Annotated in this window: 26 protein-coding genes; 15 read left to right on the forward strand and 11 right to left on the reverse strand. The window is 37.2% G+C overall.

What is annotated here, in order from left to right:
• Positions 1–108 precede the first annotated feature (108 nt).
• Positions 109–855: a hypothetical protein gene (locus tag PV763_RS10120; RefSeq protein ID WP_024160881.1), complete on the forward strand. Its 747-nt coding sequence runs from the start codon at positions 109–111 to the stop codon at positions 853–855.
• A 68-nt stretch (positions 856–923) separates the two neighbouring features.
• On the opposite strand, the gene PV763_RS10125 is transcribed toward PV763_RS10120, so the two are convergent.
• The gene (locus PV763_RS10125) at positions 924–1,715 is read right to left on the reverse strand and encodes a TraX family protein (RefSeq protein ID WP_024160880.1); all 792 of its coding nucleotides are present in this window, start codon (positions 1,713–1,715) and stop codon (positions 924–926) included.
• Positions 1,691–2,341, reverse strand: coding sequence for a hypothetical protein (locus PV763_RS10130; RefSeq protein ID WP_024160879.1), 651 nt, complete (start codon positions 2,339–2,341; stop codon positions 1,691–1,693). Before PV763_RS10130 ends, PV763_RS10125 begins: the two co-directional genes overlap by 25 nt.
• Positions 2,342–2,542: 201 nt before the next feature.
• Between PV763_RS10130 and PV763_RS10135 the strand changes: the two genes are divergently transcribed.
• Positions 2,543–3,382 (forward strand): hypothetical protein, encoded by an 840-nt coding sequence (locus tag PV763_RS10135; RefSeq protein WP_227504986.1) that lies wholly within the window; start codon positions 2,543–2,545, stop codon positions 3,380–3,382.
• Here PV763_RS10135 and PV763_RS10140 read toward each other — a convergent pair.
• From PV763_RS10140 to PV763_RS10155, 4 genes are all read right to left on the reverse strand, one after another.
• Positions 3,377–3,637: a hypothetical protein gene (locus tag PV763_RS10140; RefSeq protein WP_024160877.1), complete on the reverse strand. Its 261-nt coding sequence runs from the start codon at positions 3,635–3,637 to the stop codon at positions 3,377–3,379. The two genes, PV763_RS10135 and PV763_RS10140, sit on opposite strands and share 6 nt — an antisense overlap.
• A 191-nt stretch (positions 3,638–3,828) precedes the next feature.
• Positions 3,829–5,496: a DEAD/DEAH box helicase gene (locus PV763_RS10145; protein WP_033917385.1), complete on the reverse strand. Its 1,668-nt coding sequence runs from the start codon at positions 5,494–5,496 to the stop codon at positions 3,829–3,831.
• Complete coding sequence (locus PV763_RS10150) at positions 5,496–5,864, reverse strand: hypothetical protein (protein WP_005006108.1); 369 nt, start codon at positions 5,862–5,864, stop codon at positions 5,496–5,498. Before PV763_RS10150 ends, PV763_RS10145 begins: the two co-directional genes overlap by 1 nt.
• A complete protein-coding gene (locus PV763_RS10155) occupies positions 5,861–7,045 on the reverse strand; it encodes a SprT-like domain-containing protein (RefSeq protein WP_031946107.1) in 1,185 nt (394 codons plus the stop codon). Before PV763_RS10155 ends, PV763_RS10150 begins: the two co-directional genes overlap by 4 nt.
• Positions 7,046–7,448: 403 nt before the next feature.
• On the opposite strand from PV763_RS10155, the gene PV763_RS10160 reads away from it, so the two are divergent.
• Positions 7,449–8,093: a type I-E CRISPR-associated protein Cas6/Cse3/CasE gene (locus PV763_RS10160; protein ID WP_207778890.1), complete on the forward strand. Its 645-nt coding sequence runs from the start codon at positions 7,449–7,451 to the stop codon at positions 8,091–8,093.
• Positions 8,094–8,169: 76 nt separating this feature from the next.
• Positions 8,170–9,252 (forward strand): hypothetical protein, encoded by a 1,083-nt coding sequence (locus PV763_RS10165; RefSeq protein ID WP_024160740.1) that lies wholly within the window; start codon positions 8,170–8,172, stop codon positions 9,250–9,252.
• Positions 9,253–9,425: 173 nt separating this feature from the next.
• Here the strand turns inward: PV763_RS10165 and PV763_RS10170 are convergent, their stop codons facing one another.
• On the reverse strand, positions 9,426–9,614 hold the full coding sequence (locus PV763_RS10170; protein WP_024160741.1) for a hypothetical protein: 189 nt from the start codon (positions 9,612–9,614) through the stop codon (positions 9,426–9,428).
• Between the two features lie 160 nt (positions 9,615–9,774).
• Between PV763_RS10170 and PV763_RS10175 the strand changes: the two genes are divergently transcribed.
• On the forward strand, positions 9,775–10,119 hold the full coding sequence (locus PV763_RS10175; protein WP_024160742.1) for a hypothetical protein: 345 nt from the start codon (positions 9,775–9,777) through the stop codon (positions 10,117–10,119).
• The gene (locus PV763_RS10180) at positions 10,119–10,388 is read left to right on the forward strand and encodes a hypothetical protein (protein WP_024160743.1); all 270 of its coding nucleotides are present in this window, start codon (positions 10,119–10,121) and stop codon (positions 10,386–10,388) included. The genes PV763_RS10175 and PV763_RS10180 overlap by 1 nt, the downstream gene beginning before the upstream one ends.
• Positions 10,389–10,467: 79 nt before the next feature.
• Here the strand turns inward: PV763_RS10180 and PV763_RS10185 are convergent, their stop codons facing one another.
• Positions 10,468–10,794: an H-NS family nucleoid-associated regulatory protein gene (locus PV763_RS10185; protein ID WP_024160744.1), complete on the reverse strand. Its 327-nt coding sequence runs from the start codon at positions 10,792–10,794 to the stop codon at positions 10,468–10,470.
• A gap of 200 nt (positions 10,795–10,994) precedes the next feature.
• Here PV763_RS10185 and PV763_RS10190 point away from each other — a divergent pair, with 200 nt between their 5' ends.
• The 5 genes from PV763_RS10190 (at position 10,995) to PV763_RS10210 (ending at position 14,408) form a co-directional block, all read left to right on the forward strand.
• Positions 10,995–11,804 carry a hypothetical protein gene (locus PV763_RS10190; protein ID WP_207778940.1) on the forward strand — a complete coding sequence of 270 codons (810 nt, stop codon included), beginning with the start codon at positions 10,995–10,997 and terminating at the stop codon, positions 11,802–11,804.
• A gap of 227 nt (positions 11,805–12,031) precedes the next feature.
• The gene (locus tag PV763_RS10195) at positions 12,032–12,460 is read left to right on the forward strand and encodes a hypothetical protein (RefSeq protein ID WP_024160914.1); all 429 of its coding nucleotides are present in this window, start codon (positions 12,032–12,034) and stop codon (positions 12,458–12,460) included.
• Positions 12,460–13,353, forward strand: a complete 894-nt coding sequence (locus PV763_RS10200) for a hypothetical protein (protein ID WP_420937792.1) — start codon at positions 12,460–12,462, stop codon at positions 13,351–13,353. The genes PV763_RS10195 and PV763_RS10200 overlap by 1 nt, the downstream gene beginning before the upstream one ends.
• 41 nt (positions 13,354–13,394) lie before the next feature.
• Positions 13,395–13,820, forward strand: a complete 426-nt coding sequence (locus PV763_RS10205; RefSeq protein WP_024160748.1) for a hypothetical protein — start codon at positions 13,395–13,397, stop codon at positions 13,818–13,820.
• A gap of 93 nt (positions 13,821–13,913) precedes the next feature.
• Positions 13,914–14,408 (forward strand): hypothetical protein, encoded by a 495-nt coding sequence (locus tag PV763_RS10210; RefSeq protein ID WP_252099425.1) that lies wholly within the window; start codon positions 13,914–13,916, stop codon positions 14,406–14,408.
• On the opposite strand, the gene PV763_RS10215 is transcribed toward PV763_RS10210, so the two are convergent.
• On the reverse strand, positions 14,400–14,660 hold the full coding sequence (locus PV763_RS10215; protein WP_035272626.1) for a hypothetical protein: 261 nt from the start codon (positions 14,658–14,660) through the stop codon (positions 14,400–14,402). The genes PV763_RS10210 and PV763_RS10215 overlap by 9 nt on opposite strands.
• 433 nt (positions 14,661–15,093) lie before the next feature.
• On the opposite strand from PV763_RS10215, the gene PV763_RS10220 reads away from it, so the two are divergent.
• Positions 15,094–15,555 carry a hypothetical protein gene (locus PV763_RS10220; protein WP_227609675.1) on the forward strand — a complete coding sequence of 154 codons (462 nt, stop codon included), beginning with the start codon at positions 15,094–15,096 and terminating at the stop codon, positions 15,553–15,555.
• 104 nt (positions 15,556–15,659) lie between these two features.
• On the opposite strand, the gene PV763_RS10225 is transcribed toward PV763_RS10220, so the two are convergent.
• Positions 15,660–16,115, reverse strand: coding sequence for a hypothetical protein (locus PV763_RS10225; RefSeq protein ID WP_005006073.1), 456 nt, complete (start codon positions 16,113–16,115; stop codon positions 15,660–15,662).
• Positions 16,116–16,312: 197 nt separating this feature from the next.
• Between PV763_RS10225 and PV763_RS10230 the strand changes: the two genes are divergently transcribed.
• The 3 genes from PV763_RS10230 to PV763_RS10240 all read left to right on the forward strand — a co-directional run bounded on the left by PV763_RS10230 (position 16,313) and on the right by PV763_RS10240 (position 18,062).
• Positions 16,313–16,525 (forward strand): hypothetical protein, encoded by a 213-nt coding sequence (locus PV763_RS10230; RefSeq protein WP_005006071.1) that lies wholly within the window; start codon positions 16,313–16,315, stop codon positions 16,523–16,525.
• A gap of 69 nt (positions 16,526–16,594) precedes the next feature.
• Positions 16,595–17,353: a Fic/DOC family protein gene (locus PV763_RS10235; protein ID WP_005006069.1), complete on the forward strand. Its 759-nt coding sequence runs from the start codon at positions 16,595–16,597 to the stop codon at positions 17,351–17,353.
• Between the two features lie 145 nt (positions 17,354–17,498).
• Entirely contained in the window at positions 17,499–18,062 is a 564-nt protein-coding gene (locus PV763_RS10240; RefSeq protein WP_043041417.1) for a hypothetical protein, read from the forward strand.
• 113 nt (positions 18,063–18,175) lie between these two features.
• Here the strand turns inward: PV763_RS10240 and PV763_RS10245 are convergent.
• A partial coding sequence (locus PV763_RS10245; RefSeq protein WP_420937793.1) for a transposase domain-containing protein occupies positions 18,176–18,361 on the reverse strand: 186 nt, incomplete at its 5' end.

Genomic DNA, 18,361 nt, shown 5'->3' on the forward strand with positions numbered 1-18,361 from the left:
CCACTTTCTTAAAAGTGGCTTTTTTACGTTAAACATAAAATAAACTATCACTAAAACCCTTTTTTAAAATATAATACTTTTAATTTCTATTTTAACTGGTGATACATTGTGAGTTTAATTAAGAAGCAAAAAGACATTCTATCTCACGACCCTCTTGTTTCAATTTTTAGTAACAATGACCTTTTAACAATCTCAGTTGATACGGATTCTGAAGATTTGAATCGTCAACCTAAAAATATAAAAATCCCGAATGCCGATCTTAAAGAGTTAACAATACAAATCAGTGGTTTTGATACTTTAGAAAACAATGATGTTGGTCGTTATTTCACTTGTTCTGGTACCGTAGAGCTCGTTAATACACTAGGTAATGGTGAAGAAAAACGTTTTGTATTAGCAGAGCCAAAAATCAAGGTAAACGTGGCTAAAAAAGGTCATTTACCGCAAACAGAACAAATTAAACAATTGGTTCGTAATGCGTGGATGGATGCATTTAGTGATGGTTGCCAAAACATTAACCAACCTTACCACTATGAAGATGAAACTTGGTTTGAACGCTTCAAAGGTAGCGTTATTGGTAAGTTTGTACTGATCGTACTTGCCACTTTCTTCGCTGCTTTCATTGGTTTGGCTATTTTTGGTTATGTTGCTGGTAAAAAACAACAGGACCCAACATTAGAAATTGCGAATCAAATTGCTCAAGATCCTGAAGCATTAAAGCAATTGCTGAATCAATATGATCAACAAAATAACCAAGCTGGTGCACCTACTCCACAAGCTTCACCAGAACAAGCAGCTGAGCAAGAAAGACAGCAAGAAATTAGCTCATTCGGTTTAGATGCTGGATCTAGCGAATAACGCTGATTAAGCAATAAAAAAGCACCTTAGTCGTAAATACTTTGGTGCTTTTTTTGTGCCTAAATTTATTATGCAAATTTAAAAAGAATCCAAATGATTACGAGATGTACTGGATAGAACCAGTACGCCCACTTCCCCACTGGCGGTAATTCAAAAGGTATATTCATGTGCTGTCCTTTCAGTAGGAATTGTGCACCAATATACGTTGCAATGGCGCTACTGACAGCAAATGAGAATGCCAAAGAATATGTAGTCATATCCGTATAGTAGCCACCAATCAACCAGTTGAAAATGTTGGCCAATGAAGTGAGCAAGACGCTGATCATTAAAAAGTATTTCTTAGAACGAACGTTGGTTGTTTTAAAGAATAAATACAGGAATACAATTAATAAAACGCCCCACACGCTATACATAATAAAATTAGATAGCAATGTGGTCACGACTAACAGAGAGACAAACTGCAGCGTTGCATATTTATGTTTAGATTCCCCCAATACAACAAGCAAAAATCCTAAAAGCAACGTAGGCATGACGTTCAGTGTTGTAAATGGCTCTTGGTTGAATAGTTGATACGGTACTTCTGATAGCACACAAAACAACGCCAAATTTTTAAAATAGTTTTTTAATGTATGGGTTTTCTTTTTAGAAATAGCTTGGTTCAAATTGAATGCAAGCATGATACAAAAAATAGGAAAAGCCCAACGGCCAATCGTCCTCAACAACAGATTATATTGAGGAAATAATATTGATGCGTGGTCAATAACCATGGTCACAATCGCGATCCACTTCAATAGATCCAAGGCTCTATTGCGATCTCGCACGGCGCTTTGGCTAATTACAGCTTCTTGTAGATGAACCATGTGTTATTTTTCGCTAAAGGGTTTGTATAAGCATCACTACGCTGTTTTCGGGTGTTGTTACGATTATCTAAGATCTCAATGCTATTCCAACCTTCGGGATAACCGAGCACCAGGCCTGAGTTATAAAATCTCGTGCGATGACGCTCTTCATCGCCGGCATAAAACAAGTACGCACGAATATCGTTATACGGTCGATGCCCGACCAATACGTTATCTTCATCACGATCAAAGTACTCATAAATTAAATCCGTATATTCACGATTGAAGTATCCACACTTCTCAAACAGATCTGCACTTGAACGAAAAGTAATAGATTCCTTGGCCAGTGTTTTATTTAAAATCATGCGAGTGACATTACGAGCAAACACGGGCAAATTAAAATGCACAGGCAAATGAATTTCATTTATTTCGGACAAATCAATAGGATCACCAAAAGGATTAGAAAGTTCTAATGCTTTTTGATAAAAGTCCATCCATTGTGCAAGATATTCATCAACAAACTTTTTCTCACCATAATAAATTGGTAATCCATCAACCGTTAAAAGGTTTTGTGGAGGAAAAATATTGTTTCTTAAATCTAAGATGCTTTGTTTTAATTTTGCGATTTCGATTGGATCACTAATCATAACAACTCACTCGAATTAGAGTATTAAAATAATTATATAGGGTTTTAAATAATTGGATATAAGTTTTTAGCTCAGTAAATAAGCATTTTTGTTGTGTGGCGAATTAGAATTGATAAAAAATTTAAAAGAATATTTATTCTAGGAATTATTGATACAATGTATCTAATTTCTTACGAATTAGTATATACAATTGGGATTACTATGCTTACCCCTGATCGAATAGACAAACAAGTTAATTTGGCTGGAATTGACAAGTCGTGGACCAATTTATTAAATCACTTGGACATTGATAGTCATCCTGAATACAACATCAATAAAACTCAGCCATGGTACTTGGCTAATTTTGTAGATTACCTACGCCTACTCAACTTTAAGTTTGATGAATTAAATCTAAGAGAGATTCGTGCAGTTGATTATGACTTGGTAGATTGGTCATTTCTTAAATCTAATCGCCTAAATGGTGCTGAGGTGTTTAAGGACCTAACCATTTATCTGCAGAAACCCAATTTTGTTACGCAATATCCTAAATGTGTAGCCATCAATGCTGATGTTCGCGATCGTAAGCTTGCAGAGGTCATTTATGATTACTACAGACGCTTCTTACCGTTTTTCTATTCATTCATTAAATTAATCAGATCAACGCAGCGCTTATCTCTAGAACGTAAATTACCCGTGATTGATAACTTTATGTCTAATTTTGGAGATCTTAGTACTGGTGAGTTTTATTCAAATATTCCATTTGATGATGCAGAGCTCAAAAGGATTTTGAAAAATGGCTTTGAAAAATATAGAGAGCATAAATCAGAACAGCGGTTTAGCCGTGCCATCGCAGAGCTAACATCGATGTTTAAAGCTTTGTCTGAATACTTAAAGATTGTGTCTACGGTTAACTACGTGGATCTAGACCTTATTCACTTCTTACACAATGCATTTTTGGGTAAAAACTTTAATGTTTATTCAGATCTATTCGCTATGGATAAAGAACCTAATTTGTTGGTCAATTTAAGTTGGACATACACAAAAGCATTTCAATATTCATAAATAGCACCATGGTCGTTTATGTGCATCGGCTATATCAAAAGGAAGAAGAATATAACGATCTTTTAACGAAAGGGCCTGGCCATACCGAAGTTTTGTAGCAGAAGGAAGATCTGTACTGGTTTTGCCCGTGGCAAAGCCCAACCAAAAGACGTAATTTCCATCGCACAATAAACCTAAATTATCCTTTTCAAGCGCCACATACTTGATATAAGGATCATCTATTTGTGAGATCGAGGGGATATATTGATAGTCCACCTTTCATACTATATGTTTGCGAACGTGGTGCACGGCGATCGGTTGATCTATGGACCGTGCGTTATCCCATACTACCTGAGCTTGCTCTAAAGTATATACGTGCGCTTGATCAACTAAAACCAGGCCACCCAATATTTGAGCCGACATTATCTCTAAAACAAGCTAGGTAAAGTTCAGTCATAAAGTTTCTCTTAAGCTACTTTCTTATTCAGTATGTGTTCGGCTAAGCGCTTGATACCGCCACCGTCCGTAATTAAATGTTCAAATAATTCGCCATTCGGGTTTTTAACTCCTTCCAACTGGCCTTTTTTGATGCCTAAGACATCAGAAATAATTGGATCTGAACCCGAATCAGCCAACAAGTAATATGCCGAGATCTGTTTGATTTGACCGTCACGGTCTAAGCGACCAATACATTGATCATGAACACCAGGCGACCAATCCAACTCACCAAACACAAATGTTTTGCATTTTGAGTGGTACTGCAAGCCATCAAGCCCGGCAGATGAACGTAATGAACTAATGAAGACTTTGCTTTCATCATTCAAGAATGCTTGTTTAGAACGTTCCTTAGCTGCAGGTCCTTCCGTACCTGTATACATAACAGGATTGAATTCAGCCAAGCGTTCTAACCAAATGTTGTACACATCTCGATGCCAACCATAAAGCATGACTGATTCACCAGACTCAACAAGCATACGCACGAACTCAGCGACATACGGCGCTTTGGCGATACCTGTTGCTTGGCGCATCATAATATTGAATTCTTCTGTCGCACGAAGCTTTTGCCCTTGGAATTCCTGAGTAGAGCTTAAAATTACTTTTGCCAGTTCCATTGCCTTTCCCTTAATTTGATCCAGTACTTTAGGATCGCTTTCGACATATTGAGGGATGATTTGTACTGGCGGTAACTCTCGATTTACATCTGCTCGAGTACGGCGCAACATTAGACCTTCATCACGTAAAAACATCCCAAACGCTTTAGGATCATTAATACGTTTTTCTTGTGAACACCACTCACGAGCGAATTCAGTAGCGGTACCTAAGCTATCTGGACGCAATATTTCAATGATGTTGTAGAATTCATCACCGTAGTTATAAATCGGTGTAGCTGATAGACCGAGGCGTAATTCAGCTTGGTCACTAATGAGTTTAGCAGCGGAATACTTTTGCGATGTATAGCCAGTCCGTAACTCTTGGATCTCGTCAAACACTACGTACTTAATCTTTCCGGCAAGATATTCAGCCCAACCGTTCAACTTTGAATAACTGGTGATAATGACATCGGGTGCTGCTTCACCTTCTTTGTGCAATGGATAAGGCGATGCTTTCTTTAGGATGTGACATTTTAGGTGCGGAGCAAAGCGTTCAATTTCATTCTTAATTTGCATTGGAAGATGTGTCATTGTCACAAAAAGCGCCGGGAGCGATTCAGGTAGAATCATCGGACATATTCCACTCGCTGTTTTGCCAAGGCCCAAATCATCCCCCAAGAGCAAACCTTTAACATTAAGTAGTAGATCTGCAGCTGCTCTTTGATACTCATATGGAGGCACAGCAAGATCAAATGTTTTGATCGGACGTTTATAGTCCATCACATCCAAAATATCTTCTTTTAGCGACACATAAGCCTTAGATTGCGCTTTCATGTATTTAAGATCATCAACACGCATTGGATAACGTTCAATAAACCAAAGTAGGTCGTGACAATTAGACGGCGTATCGCTTAACTCAATAAATTTTGATGCATGTTGGCTGACTTGTGGGAATACACGCTTAAGTCGTGTTTTAACATGTGGTTCACATTCAATGTGCCAGTTTTTTTCTTGACGAGAAATGGTGCCGTAAGATTTAGACATTAGAAGACCCCCACTAAAATACGATGGCGGTAAATAAATTTATTGTTCAGTTGGATTGGAATGTTATTCACCCAATACGGTGTACCAACCACATAGAGCGCTTTTATGCTGTCATGGCTTAAATAACGATTGATCTGACGCAATAATGCGTTACGTGCACCATCTATTTTTAATTCAACACCCACCTTGCCGACATCTAGCTCAACAGTAAAATCAATGATGTCTTTATTTGATAGACGAACCTCACGTTCATACGGAATCTCATTGGCAATAAACATTTGCTCAATCGCGAGTTGTAAGTCTTTTTCGTTATAAAAACGGTATTTGTGTGAAGAAAACAGAATTCCAAGCTCTTCAATCGTTTTCATTCTGCATCCCCTTGGTCAGCTTTAGCAGCCTTTTTGTTTTTCTTCACCTGGCTTTTATCAATGGATTTTGACGGTACCAGTTCAACTTCACATTCAGTACACGACAATCTAAAAGTAGGACTACACGTTGCACCACGGCCACACTCAGGACACGCAAAAGATGCCCTAGTCTGTTTCTTAGGCTTAGGCTCAGGCTCTTCAAAATTGGCTAAACCAAGCTCTTGATAGAGTGTTTCACCGATCATAGTTTCTTTGAGTACAATAAACTCGTTATCATCGCCGTTTGGTTGTTCACCCTTATAAAGTTTAACAATCTTAGGTTCTGGTATTGGTTGGTCGTCATCATCTAGCGGACCTTCATCAAAAGCCGTTGGATAATAACCGCCAAGGTTTGCAGCGGTATTTGATATGTCGATTAGTCCGATCGCTACATCAAAGGGATTCATTGTAGTGGGAGTCGTTTCCTCTTCTTCATCACTTGTTGGGGTGGCATATCCAGTGAGGGTATCTGGTGCTTTTGACGGTTCGGCAACTGGCTTCTCTTTTTTAGGTGATTTCAAAGCTGAATTGATTTCATTGCCAAGTAAGGCAATATGAAATAGCTTTGGAGAAGCAGTCGGAATGGACTCCAACAACTGCACTTGCTCTTGAATCATTTCAAGACTGGAAATCGTTTTGGGTGCGTACTTGTCATACCATTTGATGATACGCCCTTCATCGACAAGCTCATTGCACACTTGAATAAACAAGCCATCAGGTACAACGATTTCGGTCATCTTCTCGCCTGTCGTGCGACCTTCTTTTGTGCCGTCATCAGTCATAATCAAACCGATCTCAAGCATAAATGTCGCAAACTCAGCATTGTGATATGAGCGTTTAGATGGCTCACCAAAAATGCTTTGTTTCATATGACACATCTCATGTGCATAGCATTTAAAAATGTTAAGCAATGGTTGGGTGCCAAAGTAATCAGGGTTAAGGGCCAGTTCGTGCGTATACGCCGTATCATCTTCTGTCGAAGCAAATCTATTCTCAGACCAATAACCGGTATTTTTGTTGATACGTTGAAGCGTAATCAAACAATCTGGTAATTCATTTTTGAATAGCCTTTCATTGAAACGGTCATACACCAACTGCAGTTCTTCATAAAACTGCAACGTAGTTCTATTCTTTATGTTCATTTTTCAGTCGTCCAAACAGGATCAAACTAGGTGTGGATTGTACAAAACAACGTTTAAAGTTTACGCACAGCTTAAAATACAGTCAATAGTTTAAAATAATCAGCAAAGCATATATTTTTTTAATAAAAAATTACAACACAAAAAATAAGTATCATTAAAGTGTAGGTTTAATAAATTGTGGTTGGTTTTCATAATATGAGTGTTACGCTTTACTTCCACACAAAACTGGTGTTCCTATATCAATTTTGAGGGTTTTAAGTATATTATAAGCCACTTTTGTTAAATGCACATAGAAGTTACTTTTAGCGTTTATAAATGCTGAATAATACCCTTATTGTCAATAAGGCGCTATTTAAAGGCAATGGTTCTTAATAATGCTGTTTATAAAAAACTGGATATCGAAATGAGTCTGAATAACATAAAACTAACAGCCAATTGTTTTGCCCTTACACATCCTGAAAATGAAAAGAACTTGTTCAAGTACATTTTTAGAGAAATGTTTAAACGAAATAAGGTCGAGACATTCTGTTCCGCAAAAGTCATATTTTTTACAGATGGCAAGCACATCTATTTAAGAACGTGCGTATCGGACGTCAAAATCCCAATGGCCAAAGAATACATTGAAATTTCGCACGGTCAGCAAATCACTGGAAAAATCATGGTTCCTCTTAACCGTGAATGTAGCTTTAACCGCCAAGAAATTGAAGAATACATTTCGGTCCACGGCGAAAAACCCAAAGGCAATTCAGGTAAGAAGCGTAAAAATCTAACTGGAGATGAAGCAGCCGAATTCACCAAAAACGCTCTTAGTAGCAAAGGTCTATTGGATGTCACTATAATTGAGCAACAATGTGGACCACAGCTCAGCATTTTGAATATTCCAGTCCAGACCATAGATATTTCATTTAGTGCGACTGTTGGGGATTTAGAGATATTTAAAACAGCATGGCTCAATGGTATTGGTCGTGATAAAACCTACGGCTTTGGAATGATCCGCTTAGATGGTACTTTGTTTACACCGCCTTGTAATAATAGTGCTCACGCCTAATCGAAAGGACTTTTAAAGTCCTTTTTTAAACGAAATTTTTCAGATATTGATCTGATGTAGATCCTGGTTGCTCAACATGAGAAATAAAGATTTAGATCCAAAGATAGGAATACCACTTAAAGTCATCACAGCGCGATTAGAACATGTGAAGTTTAACCTCAATGGCTTAATGAAACGTGTAGAAGCTTATGCGATCGCACGACAAAACAGTAAAGATCCGCACGAATGCCTAATCAGTGGTGATGAATGGACATATGCTGCACTAGATTGTCGAGATCCTATCTGGCGTGAACGAATGAAACGCACCAGTACCATTATGGGTGTTCAAGCCACTGGCCAAGAAATCCCACTCTCATTTATCAATCAGCTACCTTGCAACATTGGTGAAATCATTACCCTTGGCTCATGGAGCCTAACCAAAAATATTTATCGGTTTGAAGATCAAGTCATTCAAATGCTTGTAAAGACCGAATACAACCGCAGTATCCCCGGTTTCCTATTAAACCTACCTGATATTGCGATCTACGTTCAAACCGACAATGCCAATCTCTACGTGCAAAATGAACAAGTGGTCGGTGTTATTTTTGCGAAAAACACGTTGAACGATCGCAAGGTGCTATTTACCACGGTATATACCGATACTGGCTTAGCAAAAACCATTACCATGCACTTCCCTGATGATGATGATTTTGAATCAACTGTTGAGGACTGCATGACCGATTTCATTGATACGTTTTTTGATGAAAAGAACTTGCCTGATGAACAAGAAATTAACACGTTCATGGAACTGCAGAAGAAGCTAATCAATTTGATTCTATGGTTCAGCCAAAAAGAACCAGATCTCAGACCATTAACACCAGAAACAACACAAGCCAGGCCTAAATTAGAGCTGATTAAGCGTGAATTGCGTTTATTTGAGGCCAATAAGTACAAGCCGACTATTGTTGGTACCGAAACAAATAAAAAGATCAATGAAGCGATCCTAAAGCGCGATGAAGATCTAAAGTCTGGCAACTACAAAGGTACCAAAAAACCACATCCACGGATTCCTCACTGGAACTTTTACTGGTTGGGCAAACGTGGTACCAAAGAAAAATGGGTTAACCATTGGATACCATTTCAGATTGTTGGCGGTGTGCCTAAAGATAAAGGGCTCTAAGGAATAAGTTATAGAAATTTAAATTTCTTACCACTGGTAAATATAAGCATATATGTCAAGTAGAAATGCAAAAGTATTGGATTCCAACACTGATTCCGTAAAGCCAGTAAAAGCCACATGAAATAAGAAAGAGCCCTATGTTGGCTCTTATTTTGTTTTTGTAAATCTCAATTTTAACGCAGCGTGATTTTCACTTTACCAACACACTTTTTGTTTAGTGGGCGATTATTACTATCTACCCGTCTCAAATAGCCACATTGACTACAAGCAAAAGTATCATTACCTGAATCATTCGTAAATTTAAGCCAAATGTGACCATTGCCATCGTCTATATCTGTTTTAACGTATTTATCTAGATTCATGCTTAAACCTCTTAATAAGCTCACTCGATAATAACAATAGTTTTGCTTAGATAGTATTTTTCCAAAAGAAATTATTAGCAGATTTTATATATTTTTTAAGAAAAGTTTTTGAGCGCTTTTATTTATTAAAATTAAATTATTAAGCAAGGAGTTATAAAGCATGGCCAAATCAATAGACCAGTTATGGGGTGAATTACAGCAGATTCAATTTGATGAATCTAATTCCCTACCATGCGAATTCCATATCTGGAATAAAGGTGCATATCGCTATCAGATCCTAGATTGGTTTGAAGCAAATTCTGAAAATGGCGTATTAAGCTTGCAAGGCAAAACCTATACAACATTATGGGAAGAGTTTGGCAACACCCCGATAAACAATGATGATGAAATCGAAGAAGACTTTCATCTATGGGGCAAAGGTACAGACCGCTTCATTATCTGGCACTGGTTTGATGATCAATTAGAACACGGTGTAATTAGCTTAATTGAGAAAGGAGTTGCGTAATGGGATTATTTAGTTGCCCTCACTGTAATAGTGATATTGATACTAACGATAAAAAGTCTGGCCATCAGGTGAATGATGTAATTCAAGAAACCTTTTGTTCTGTTGACTGCAGTATTGAATATCTGGTGCATAACTCACAAATGATTGCAGTAGATCAATACGGAAGTTTGCCATTAAGCAATGAAAACCTGAATGAATTCATTGAAGCATTTTCTAATGAGGGTGTTGAAGATGATGTGTTAGAACACATCAAAGCTGAACTTTGTTAAGTAGTCGCGCACGTGCTCTAAACAACACTGACAATTGCATTTAAAAAAAGGGCTTAAATCATTTAAGCCCTTTTAATATTTATACGATAAGAAAACTTTCTAATGTTTTTCCAGATTCAATCTCACGATTTAACCAGGATGGACGTTTACCACGACCGGCCCACACTTCTTTGTGGTTATTCGGGTTGCGATATTTAGGATCTGCTTTAACCACTGGCTTTTTATTTAATTTACGATTTTCGCCGTGCTCATTTAATTCAAGAATAGTTAAGCCTAATTCTTTTGCGATCTCAAACATTTTGAGATAACCGTCATCAAGTTTCTTATTCTCTACTACAACAATTTGGTTTTGTGCCTTTTTAATTAGGTCTTCTAACTGGTCTTTACTTAGGTTTTCAACTTCCATAACTAATCTCGAAAATTTGGATATATCAAATATACACCAGTGCGTTTTGTTTACAACCGCATACGGTAGTTTTAATTGATTAAAATATTCAACTTATTCCATGGCTATTCTAATTTTAAGCATAAGTTATTCCCACTTTAAATCCATTAATCTAAAAATACATTCAACCTGTTAGGTAAATTAATATGCACAAGTATCTCATGATGAATCTTGCGATTAACGAAACATCAGCACTACCAATTGGTATCCGTATTTGTGATTTTAATATCGGCTTATATGCCTCTAAGAAAATTTCAGAAGTGCCAGCTTTAATGGCATTGGTTAATTACACCCTGTTTAAGTATTCAAGCTATGAGAGTGAAGAACTTGAAGACATTAAAACCTTATTAGAAGAACATGATTTTAAAACTCGCTATGACTCTTGGGAAATCAGCGGTGATTCTTTTTACGTTTTGGGTTTTAAAGAAATTACAAAAGACGAGTTTGAATTATTGCAAAAACTTGACCTGTTGACCGTGGTAGACGAATACAACTACCACCATAAACTTTTGTCGAATCATGGTGAGCATAATTTTGACGAATATTTCAAAAACTTTAACGAGTCTAAAGAGCAAGAAATCTTGAAGCAGTTTAAAGACATTGCATTCAACCTAAAAAGTGATGCCCCTTTAAACTCGACATTTGCTCAAGACGTTATAGAGTTGCTGACTACCTACAAGTTTGGTACAGCTTTAGAACCTATCGACAGCACTCACAGCGATACAAGAAATCGTTCCTACTTTAGCCATACGCTTGAGGGTGACTTCGCATCTGGAGCTATTCAGGTCATTATTTCAAATTACAAAGAAACTGGCGTCAAAAACCCTTATTCAGTGATTGAGCCTTTAAATCTTGAAATTATGCTTGAAGATGAACAATGTTTTGATGATGAATATGCAAGTCTCGTTGTTGAATGCGAGTATGTGTTTAATCTTATTAAGACCGACTTATACACCAACACTTTTGAATAAACCAAGCCTTTAAGAGAGAAATCTCTTAAAGTTGCGCTTAAAAACGTAAACGATGTTTTTTTAATTGATTAAAAAAGGTTTTGAATTTTTAGCGCTGCAATGGCGCTCGTCATTATTAATTCTTTCTGGATGCTTAAATAAGTATTTTTTAAAAAAACTTTATCCGTTCATATTCTTAATATAATGAAACCTAATCAAGCAAATAGCTTAAAACTTGGAGAAAGCTCATGAATTTAAACCGTAATTTTTGCCCGATCGATTTTAACGAAGTTTACGGCAGTACTGACAATTTACCTTTGTTTTTGGTTAAAGCGTCACGCCAGGATTCTAACGATGACGAGCATAGTGAGTATTTCTTCATTCGAGCACCTCATGAGCACCGTTTAGCTTTCTTCCTTGCCCACATGTTCAAATCACATGTGGATAATGCCCTTTTGACCTTGGAAAACTTGGCTGAAGAAAATTATCAAAATATCCCTGAATTGGAAGAGTTGATGTCTTCATATGGTGTGATTGATGGCGTTGGCGTGGATACACTTTTTGATTTCCGCGCTAAGGAACTCACAGTTGATAAAGCGCTGGAGCTAGTCGAATTCATTGAAATTAACCCACTCAATACTGATATTGTGGGCTCACTATTCTTGGAGGCACTTTAATGAATAGTAGCTTTATCTTAATTAATGAAGCTATGTCGCCTATTCGTAAGAATACGGCGCTTTTGGAAACCCTGTTATCTATGATCAGTACTGCAGATCAAGACCACGGCGACCAAAGCCCAAGCTTCCACATTAATATCCATGCTGGCATTGAATTGCCTGATCATGAAATTGCATATACCACTTTAAAAGGTTTTGCAGAGCTGACCGAAGATCATAATCTTTGTATCTATATGAATCCTGAGCTGTCAGAAAATGGCTTTATGTTGCTATCCACTCAAAACGTGGTACCTGATTGCTATGACAATTCTATCTTTGTAGATCTGTCGAATCAGTTATGCAATTTCTTCAATCAAGAAGTACAGCAGTTAAACGATCAAGCGCAAAAGGCGTTAAAGCTGTTGTTACAGCATAAAATCAATGGAAAAGCGATTCGCACGTTCAACCCTGAACAATTGCAGATCTTACAGAAAATCGCTGCATTAGATAGCTTCATGCTCGATGACCAGCGCGATTGGTTTTACTTTTCCGAAGTAGCCATTGATAACGCCTATAAAGACATGAAAAAAGGTTTAGAACTGTTGGTTCTCAATGAAGATATTAAGGATGCACTTAAACAGCTACTTGATGCAAACAACATGGAGTTTTGTGATTTACCAATACTCGTGGTTTTGTATCCCCTACTGGTTAAGTCTGAAGAAAATAACAAACTGGTACAGGCTTGCTTAAGTCATCTCATTGGCAACAACTTAATCAATGAGCCGTTTATTGCTGGTGTACAACTTGAAGCTGGTGCATTTAATAGCGAAATGAACACCTATACTTTATTGCCACACATGAAAGCAGTAAAAGAATTGCTGATAGATATTGAAGCAGATCTCACAAAAGTTTAACCGTTTTACCTGAGCTAATTGCTCAAAACCTTGGAGTTGTTATGGATACTATTGTTCGCGTTAAATCAGTTGGTGTTTTAGGTCTATCATCTAAAATCACGACATTTGTAATCGACATCGAGCTTGATGGCGGTAAATTAAAAATTGAAGATCAATTGCTTCATTTTAAGAATTCTTTACGTACAAGCTATCGAGAATATGATGAAAGTTTAGCGATCGTAAACAATAAGGCTATACTTTCCAATTTAGACAATGCAGTAAAACCAAACGAATTGCATGCTTTAGTTGATGATTATATCGACTCAGTTTGGGTAACAGATGCCAATAAAAACACCACTAAACAGCGCCGTGCGTCACTTGGTTTGCACAATCCAACGATAAAAGACAAAGGTGTTTTGAAAGAAGCCCTTTTAAGTGAAGTGAAGTTAGCCTACAAAAACTATATCAATCAGAACGTAGAAGCCTGATCAGATCGGAAGTATGTTGCGACCAGCATACTTCTTTTTTTTTGAACCTTAGCCTAGAATCATCCAATATCATCGCTTCATACCAAGAGAATCATGCCATATCTCATATATTTAATGTTCCTTGCGTTTGCAAGCGCCGTAATTTTAGTGGAAGAGGCTTATGGTCTTAACATCCAATTATTTGCAATGGGGATTGTCGTCATCATTGGACAATTGGCAATTTTTTGTTTTATCAACGCAGCGATTAACATCAACAATGAAAAACAACATCGCAATGCCGTCAAAACCTTGCACTATGGCGCTTCATTTTCATTAATTGTGGTCACTACACTGGTCTATTTATATAAGTATGTGTTGCACAAACAGGAATATTTGACCATGGCAATTTACTTTTTAGGAACGTGGTTTGCAATCACCCTTTTAGACTCAGTGTTTAAGTTGATCAAAGTTGGTATTTTTAATAGCAAGAAAGACAGTGCTGAAGTTGTGAACTCAACGCGTAAAGTGACGGTAATTACATTAGCGATCTGTATGTTTGGGTATTACTTATTTAGCAAATATGCATTAAACATTAACGTACTAAACTAGACATCTTGTAAGGAAAACCGCACCTAATACACAAGCGCAATAACCAGCAAAAAAGAACATCCTTTTAATTATTGCGCTAATCTTTTCCGTCACAGCACTGTTATAAACAAAAAACACAATCATAAACATTAAACCGATCGTGCAGGCGAATAAGGTAAAACCAATTAAATAAGTAAAAGCAAAGTCAAAGTTTAATACCACTGGAAAACCAATAGATACAGCCATTAAAGCTATTGTACTTGATGCATTCATATCTTAAAGCCCATCTAGCAACTGGCTTAATCGTAGCGATAAATAAGGTTTAAAACTGAAACTTTATGATTGAGATTGGTCAATGCACATTACCAAAATGTGCTTGGTATATACCAGAAAGCAAAGAACCAGACGCAAAACGCCTGGCTCTTTAAAATTGAAAGGTGAATAAAAAAACACAAAACACTTGAACGCATTTCTTATTCAAGGTCAGTTTAATTAGATTTTTTGCCCTTGTCTATGTAATGTAAAAGTGGACAGCATTAAAACAATCTATATTTTTTGAAAAAAGTTTTAAAAATGTACAGTGAAATATAATGAATGTATGAGCTCAATGCTCACCATTTGGAGAAATTATATGAACTTTGAAATCTTATCTAAAACAAAAGTTGTCGGTCTACAAGAAGATTCTCTCACCTCTTTTCAAAATTTTATGTTAGAAAATATTGCATGGGATAGCCAAGTCCGTGCTGATTATTACCAGTCAAATAAGAATACTGTACTGCTGGAGCTACCAGTACGTTTACGCCGTGACATTCAAATCGAAAACATCAACGGCGCTTTAGATGCACAAGTTAATTTTGAGCTGATCTACAAGCAAGACCAAGGCAAGTTGGTATCTTCATTGGTCGTTGATACGCAGTACTTGTTATGTATAGATGATCAGGATATTGATCTTTGGTCAATCGACAGCGAACTCAGTTTCTTACAAGAAGCTGACCGCAATCACCTTAAGAAGCTTATGCGTCATTGCGATGATCGTTTCCATGCGTGGATGCGCGAGATTAAGTCTTACTTCAATCGTTTGACAGTACAGCCGTTGCATCTTGATATGCAGATCAAAATACGCAAGATCGTAGGCTATACAGCGGTGCTACCTAAGACCTTTCCATAAGGTTTTAGGTGTCAGTATAAAAACAAATAGACCGCAATTAAGCGGTCTATTTGTTTTTGCCTAAAACGGCGTTAACAGATCTATGTAATATTTAGCCCTTAAAACTATTGGCAAGTATCTGAATAACGCTCAGCACTTCCAAAGAATGATTTACCCTGATTGTCCACGATGTCTACATACAGATCTGGTTTAACTGGAGCATTGGCGAATACAGAGCAATAAAACGGATGAATCTTTTCATTCACAAAGCGGTTTAAAGAGTCAGTTTCATCAGAAGAGTATTTATCTGCAGTTTTGCTAGACATCTGAACGTTCATATTAAAGTGTTTTGAATACTTCACTTTTTTAAGTACCGCACCAGTTTCAATCTGGTACGGTGTTTTAGTGTTAAGTAAACGCTCAACTTTACGTTTGTTTTCAGCAGTAGGAGAAAGCGCAACAGCAGATTTTAAGCTGTTTGTATTCAGGTTATTTAAAGAACTATTAGCTAAAACAGCGCACGACATAGACACTGAGATTATTGCAACTGCAGATAGTTTTAGTGTTTTGAATACGTTCATGTTTAACGACTTTCCTGTATATACTTAAATTATATACTTAATATACGATATTTGATTTTTTTGGAATTTTAATCTTATTTGATTTTGTTAATCGGTATATACCAATAAGATTGTTTATACGCAATTTAGCAAGAATCGCCCCCTTGTTTGGGGTTACAATTATTGTAATTTACAGATTGTTGATACAGGAAACCGATATGTCTGAAGAAGTAAAATACGAAGACCGTGTACGTGCTGCATACCGTTCTGCTCAAGGCAATGTAGCTCAAGAGTTCTCCCCTCACATTGTTAAAGCATGTGAAGCATCATCAAACGCACGTATGGAGCGCTTAGCAACTGGTCAAACAACATTTGACGAGGAAGAAGCTGCATTGATGAAGAAATGGAATGCACTTAAAAACAAAGCCTAATCATCGCGAATACAACCTAATCTAGCTTACAGCGGATTACCAAACCCAATCACTCATAAGTAGAACAATATGGACGATAAACTTGAGTTTTATTTAGATGCGAAAGACATCTTATCTCAACCTACCAGTTGCCAAGCGCAAGGCGACTATAAAAAGGCACTGGAAAAAGAAATCACGGAACATCGAATAGCGAAAATGGAAATTTCGCCGTTACGTGGCAATTACGATCTCGACCACCTCTCTAAAATCCATGAAAAAATCTTTGAGCATATTTACGATTGGGCTGGAGAAGTGCGTCTGGACGACATTTCTAAACGTGCGATCGACCCGAACGGTAATTATGAAATCGGTCATTTCCTAGATAAAAACCTGATCCCTGATGAACTGAATAAGTTCTCACAGGCGGTTAAAGAAAAAGACCACCTGAAAGGTTTGGACAAAGACCAGTTTGTGCAAGAGTTCACTCAGCTTTATGCCAAGTTAAATGAAGCTCACCCTTTTGAAGAGGGTAACGGTCGCGCTGCTAAACTGATGATGAACCAGCTGGCCAATGATGCTGGTTACACCATGGTATATAGCAAGGTCGCCGTATCAGATTGGAACTATGCGTTTAAACGTTCACTGACAGATCAAGAGCTTTATGTCGGTGAAAACTATGAAAACCTAGAACCGATGGAACAAGACCTCTCTTACCTTTTAAAAGTCATGGACAATATCATTGAACCATACGATCTAGTCCTGAAGCTTGAAAATACGGAAGAACAAGAGCAAGAACAGGAAAATGACCAGGATAAATCAAATGATGATGATTCACCGAGTTACGGATAATTAGATTAATCTGTATACGATAGCTTTTAATTGATTAAAAGATTCTTGAAAAAAGAATCTTTTTTTTTGAGAAAAATTTATAATGAAGTGACTCAGATTAAAATAAAACCTTAGGAAAATATTGTCCGAAACTTGGAGATGAATAATGAATAACGCAGCACATCAATTTGCAAATAAAGTGGTCGCTCAATACCAATTTACAAACGGAAGTGATTCAAGTCTGAATCATTTAATTATCGGCAACAGCACCGCAGAAATTATCGACACCTTAATTTATATGCTTTTCTCAAGCCATGCTGAAACCTATGACGATGGCGTTGTTTGGTTTAAATCAGTGGACGCAATTAATGTTGAGAAGTCTTACATTACTTACAACAGTCGTGAAAACTGCATTTTTGCTTATTTTGTGTTTGATAAAAATCCATTAATGCTGAAAACAACCACATTGCATATTGATAATGTTTGTTACTTTGGATGTGAAAACGACACCACCAATAAAACCATCGAATTTTTAGAAAAATTCAAAGTTCGTGTATCCCTTGCTAAAGAGTGCCACAAGTTCAAATTCAATACTGAGCATCATGAAACCTTGATGCATGAAACCATCAAAACCTTAAAAACTATCTATGAAGAACATAACGACATGGATGCCGAAAAGTTATCTCAACACCATGACACAACTCATTTAGTTAACACATTTCTTGCTTAACCGTACACCATACAATAAACAAAACCCGAAAAAGGATATAACAATGCTATTAGGCGCTTTAAAACAATCTCTAAGCTCAGTCGTAAGCGTCCGCTGAACCCCATGCCTATTTTTTAATTTGAGTTGGATTTCCAGCGATGTGGTAGTAATTCTTCTATTTGGGTCGCTTTATGCGTCGGCAGCCTTTTCAGCACATCACTGAGATAGGCATACGGATCCAACCCATTCAGCTTTGCTGACTGGATTAAAGTCATGATATTTGCCGCTCGCTGTCCACTGCGCAGCGAACCTGCAAACAA

The organism is Acinetobacter sp. AS5, assembly GCF_048957595.1.
In the GTDB taxonomy this organism is placed as follows: domain Bacteria; phylum Pseudomonadota; class Gammaproteobacteria; order Pseudomonadales; family Moraxellaceae; genus Acinetobacter.

What these genes read in the sequence shown, in the direction of transcription:
- PV763_RS10205 (WP_024160748.1), top strand. Translation starts at nt 13,395, where the DNA reads ATGGATACTATTGTTCGCGTTAAATCAGTTGGTGTTTTAGGTCTATCA.
- PV763_RS10165 (WP_024160740.1), top strand. Translation starts at nt 8,170, where the DNA reads ATGAGAAATAAAGATTTAGATCCAAAGATAGGAATACCACTTAAAGTC.
- PV763_RS10220 (WP_227609675.1), top strand. Translation starts at nt 15,094, where the DNA reads ATGTTAGAAAATATTGCATGGGATAGCCAAGTCCGTGCTGATTATTAC.
- PV763_RS10155 (WP_031946107.1), bottom strand. Translation starts at nt 7,045, where the DNA reads ATGAACATAAAGAATAGAACTACGTTGCAGTTTTATGAAGAACTGCAG.
- PV763_RS10185 (WP_024160744.1), bottom strand. Translation starts at nt 10,794, where the DNA reads ATGGAAGTTGAAAACCTAAGTAAAGACCAGTTAGAAGACCTAATTAAA.
- PV763_RS10170 (WP_024160741.1), bottom strand. Translation starts at nt 9,614, where the DNA reads ATGAATCTAGATAAATACGTTAAAACAGATATAGACGATGGCAATGGT.
- PV763_RS10195 (WP_024160914.1), top strand. Translation starts at nt 12,032, where the DNA reads ATGAATTTAAACCGTAATTTTTGCCCGATCGATTTTAACGAAGTTTAC.
- PV763_RS10180 (WP_024160743.1), top strand. Translation starts at nt 10,119, where the DNA reads ATGGGATTATTTAGTTGCCCTCACTGTAATAGTGATATTGATACTAAC.
- PV763_RS10130 (WP_024160879.1), bottom strand. Translation starts at nt 2,341, where the DNA reads ATGATTAGTGATCCAATCGAAATCGCAAAATTAAAACAAAGCATCTTA.
- PV763_RS10210 (WP_252099425.1), top strand. Translation starts at nt 13,914, where the DNA reads ATGCCATATCTCATATATTTAATGTTCCTTGCGTTTGCAAGCGCCGTA.
- PV763_RS10175 (WP_024160742.1), top strand. Translation starts at nt 9,775, where the DNA reads ATGGCCAAATCAATAGACCAGTTATGGGGTGAATTACAGCAGATTCAA.
- PV763_RS10190 (WP_207778940.1), top strand. Translation starts at nt 10,995, where the DNA reads ATGATGAATCTTGCGATTAACGAAACATCAGCACTACCAATTGGTATC.
- PV763_RS10125 (WP_024160880.1), bottom strand. Translation starts at nt 1,715, where the DNA reads ATGGTTCATCTACAAGAAGCTGTAATTAGCCAAAGCGCCGTGCGAGAT.
- PV763_RS10225 (WP_005006073.1), bottom strand. Translation starts at nt 16,115, where the DNA reads ATGAACGTATTCAAAACACTAAAACTATCTGCAGTTGCAATAATCTCA.
- PV763_RS10230 (WP_005006071.1), top strand. Translation starts at nt 16,313, where the DNA reads ATGTCTGAAGAAGTAAAATACGAAGACCGTGTACGTGCTGCATACCGT.
- PV763_RS10145 (WP_033917385.1), bottom strand. Translation starts at nt 5,496, where the DNA reads ATGTCTAAATCTTACGGCACCATTTCTCGTCAAGAAAAAAACTGGCAC.
- PV763_RS10235 (WP_005006069.1), top strand. Translation starts at nt 16,595, where the DNA reads ATGGACGATAAACTTGAGTTTTATTTAGATGCGAAAGACATCTTATCT.
- PV763_RS10150 (WP_005006108.1), bottom strand. Translation starts at nt 5,864, where the DNA reads ATGAAAACGATTGAAGAGCTTGGAATTCTGTTTTCTTCACACAAATAC.
- PV763_RS10160 (WP_207778890.1), top strand. Translation starts at nt 7,449, where the DNA reads ATGAGTCTGAATAACATAAAACTAACAGCCAATTGTTTTGCCCTTACA.
- PV763_RS10200 (WP_420937792.1), top strand. Translation starts at nt 12,460, where the DNA reads ATGAATAGTAGCTTTATCTTAATTAATGAAGCTATGTCGCCTATTCGT.
- PV763_RS10240 (WP_043041417.1), top strand. Translation starts at nt 17,499, where the DNA reads ATGAATAACGCAGCACATCAATTTGCAAATAAAGTGGTCGCTCAATAC.
- PV763_RS10135 (WP_227504986.1), top strand. Translation starts at nt 2,543, where the DNA reads ATGCTTACCCCTGATCGAATAGACAAACAAGTTAATTTGGCTGGAATT.
- PV763_RS10215 (WP_035272626.1), bottom strand. Translation starts at nt 14,660, where the DNA reads ATGAATGCATCAAGTACAATAGCTTTAATGGCTGTATCTATTGGTTTT.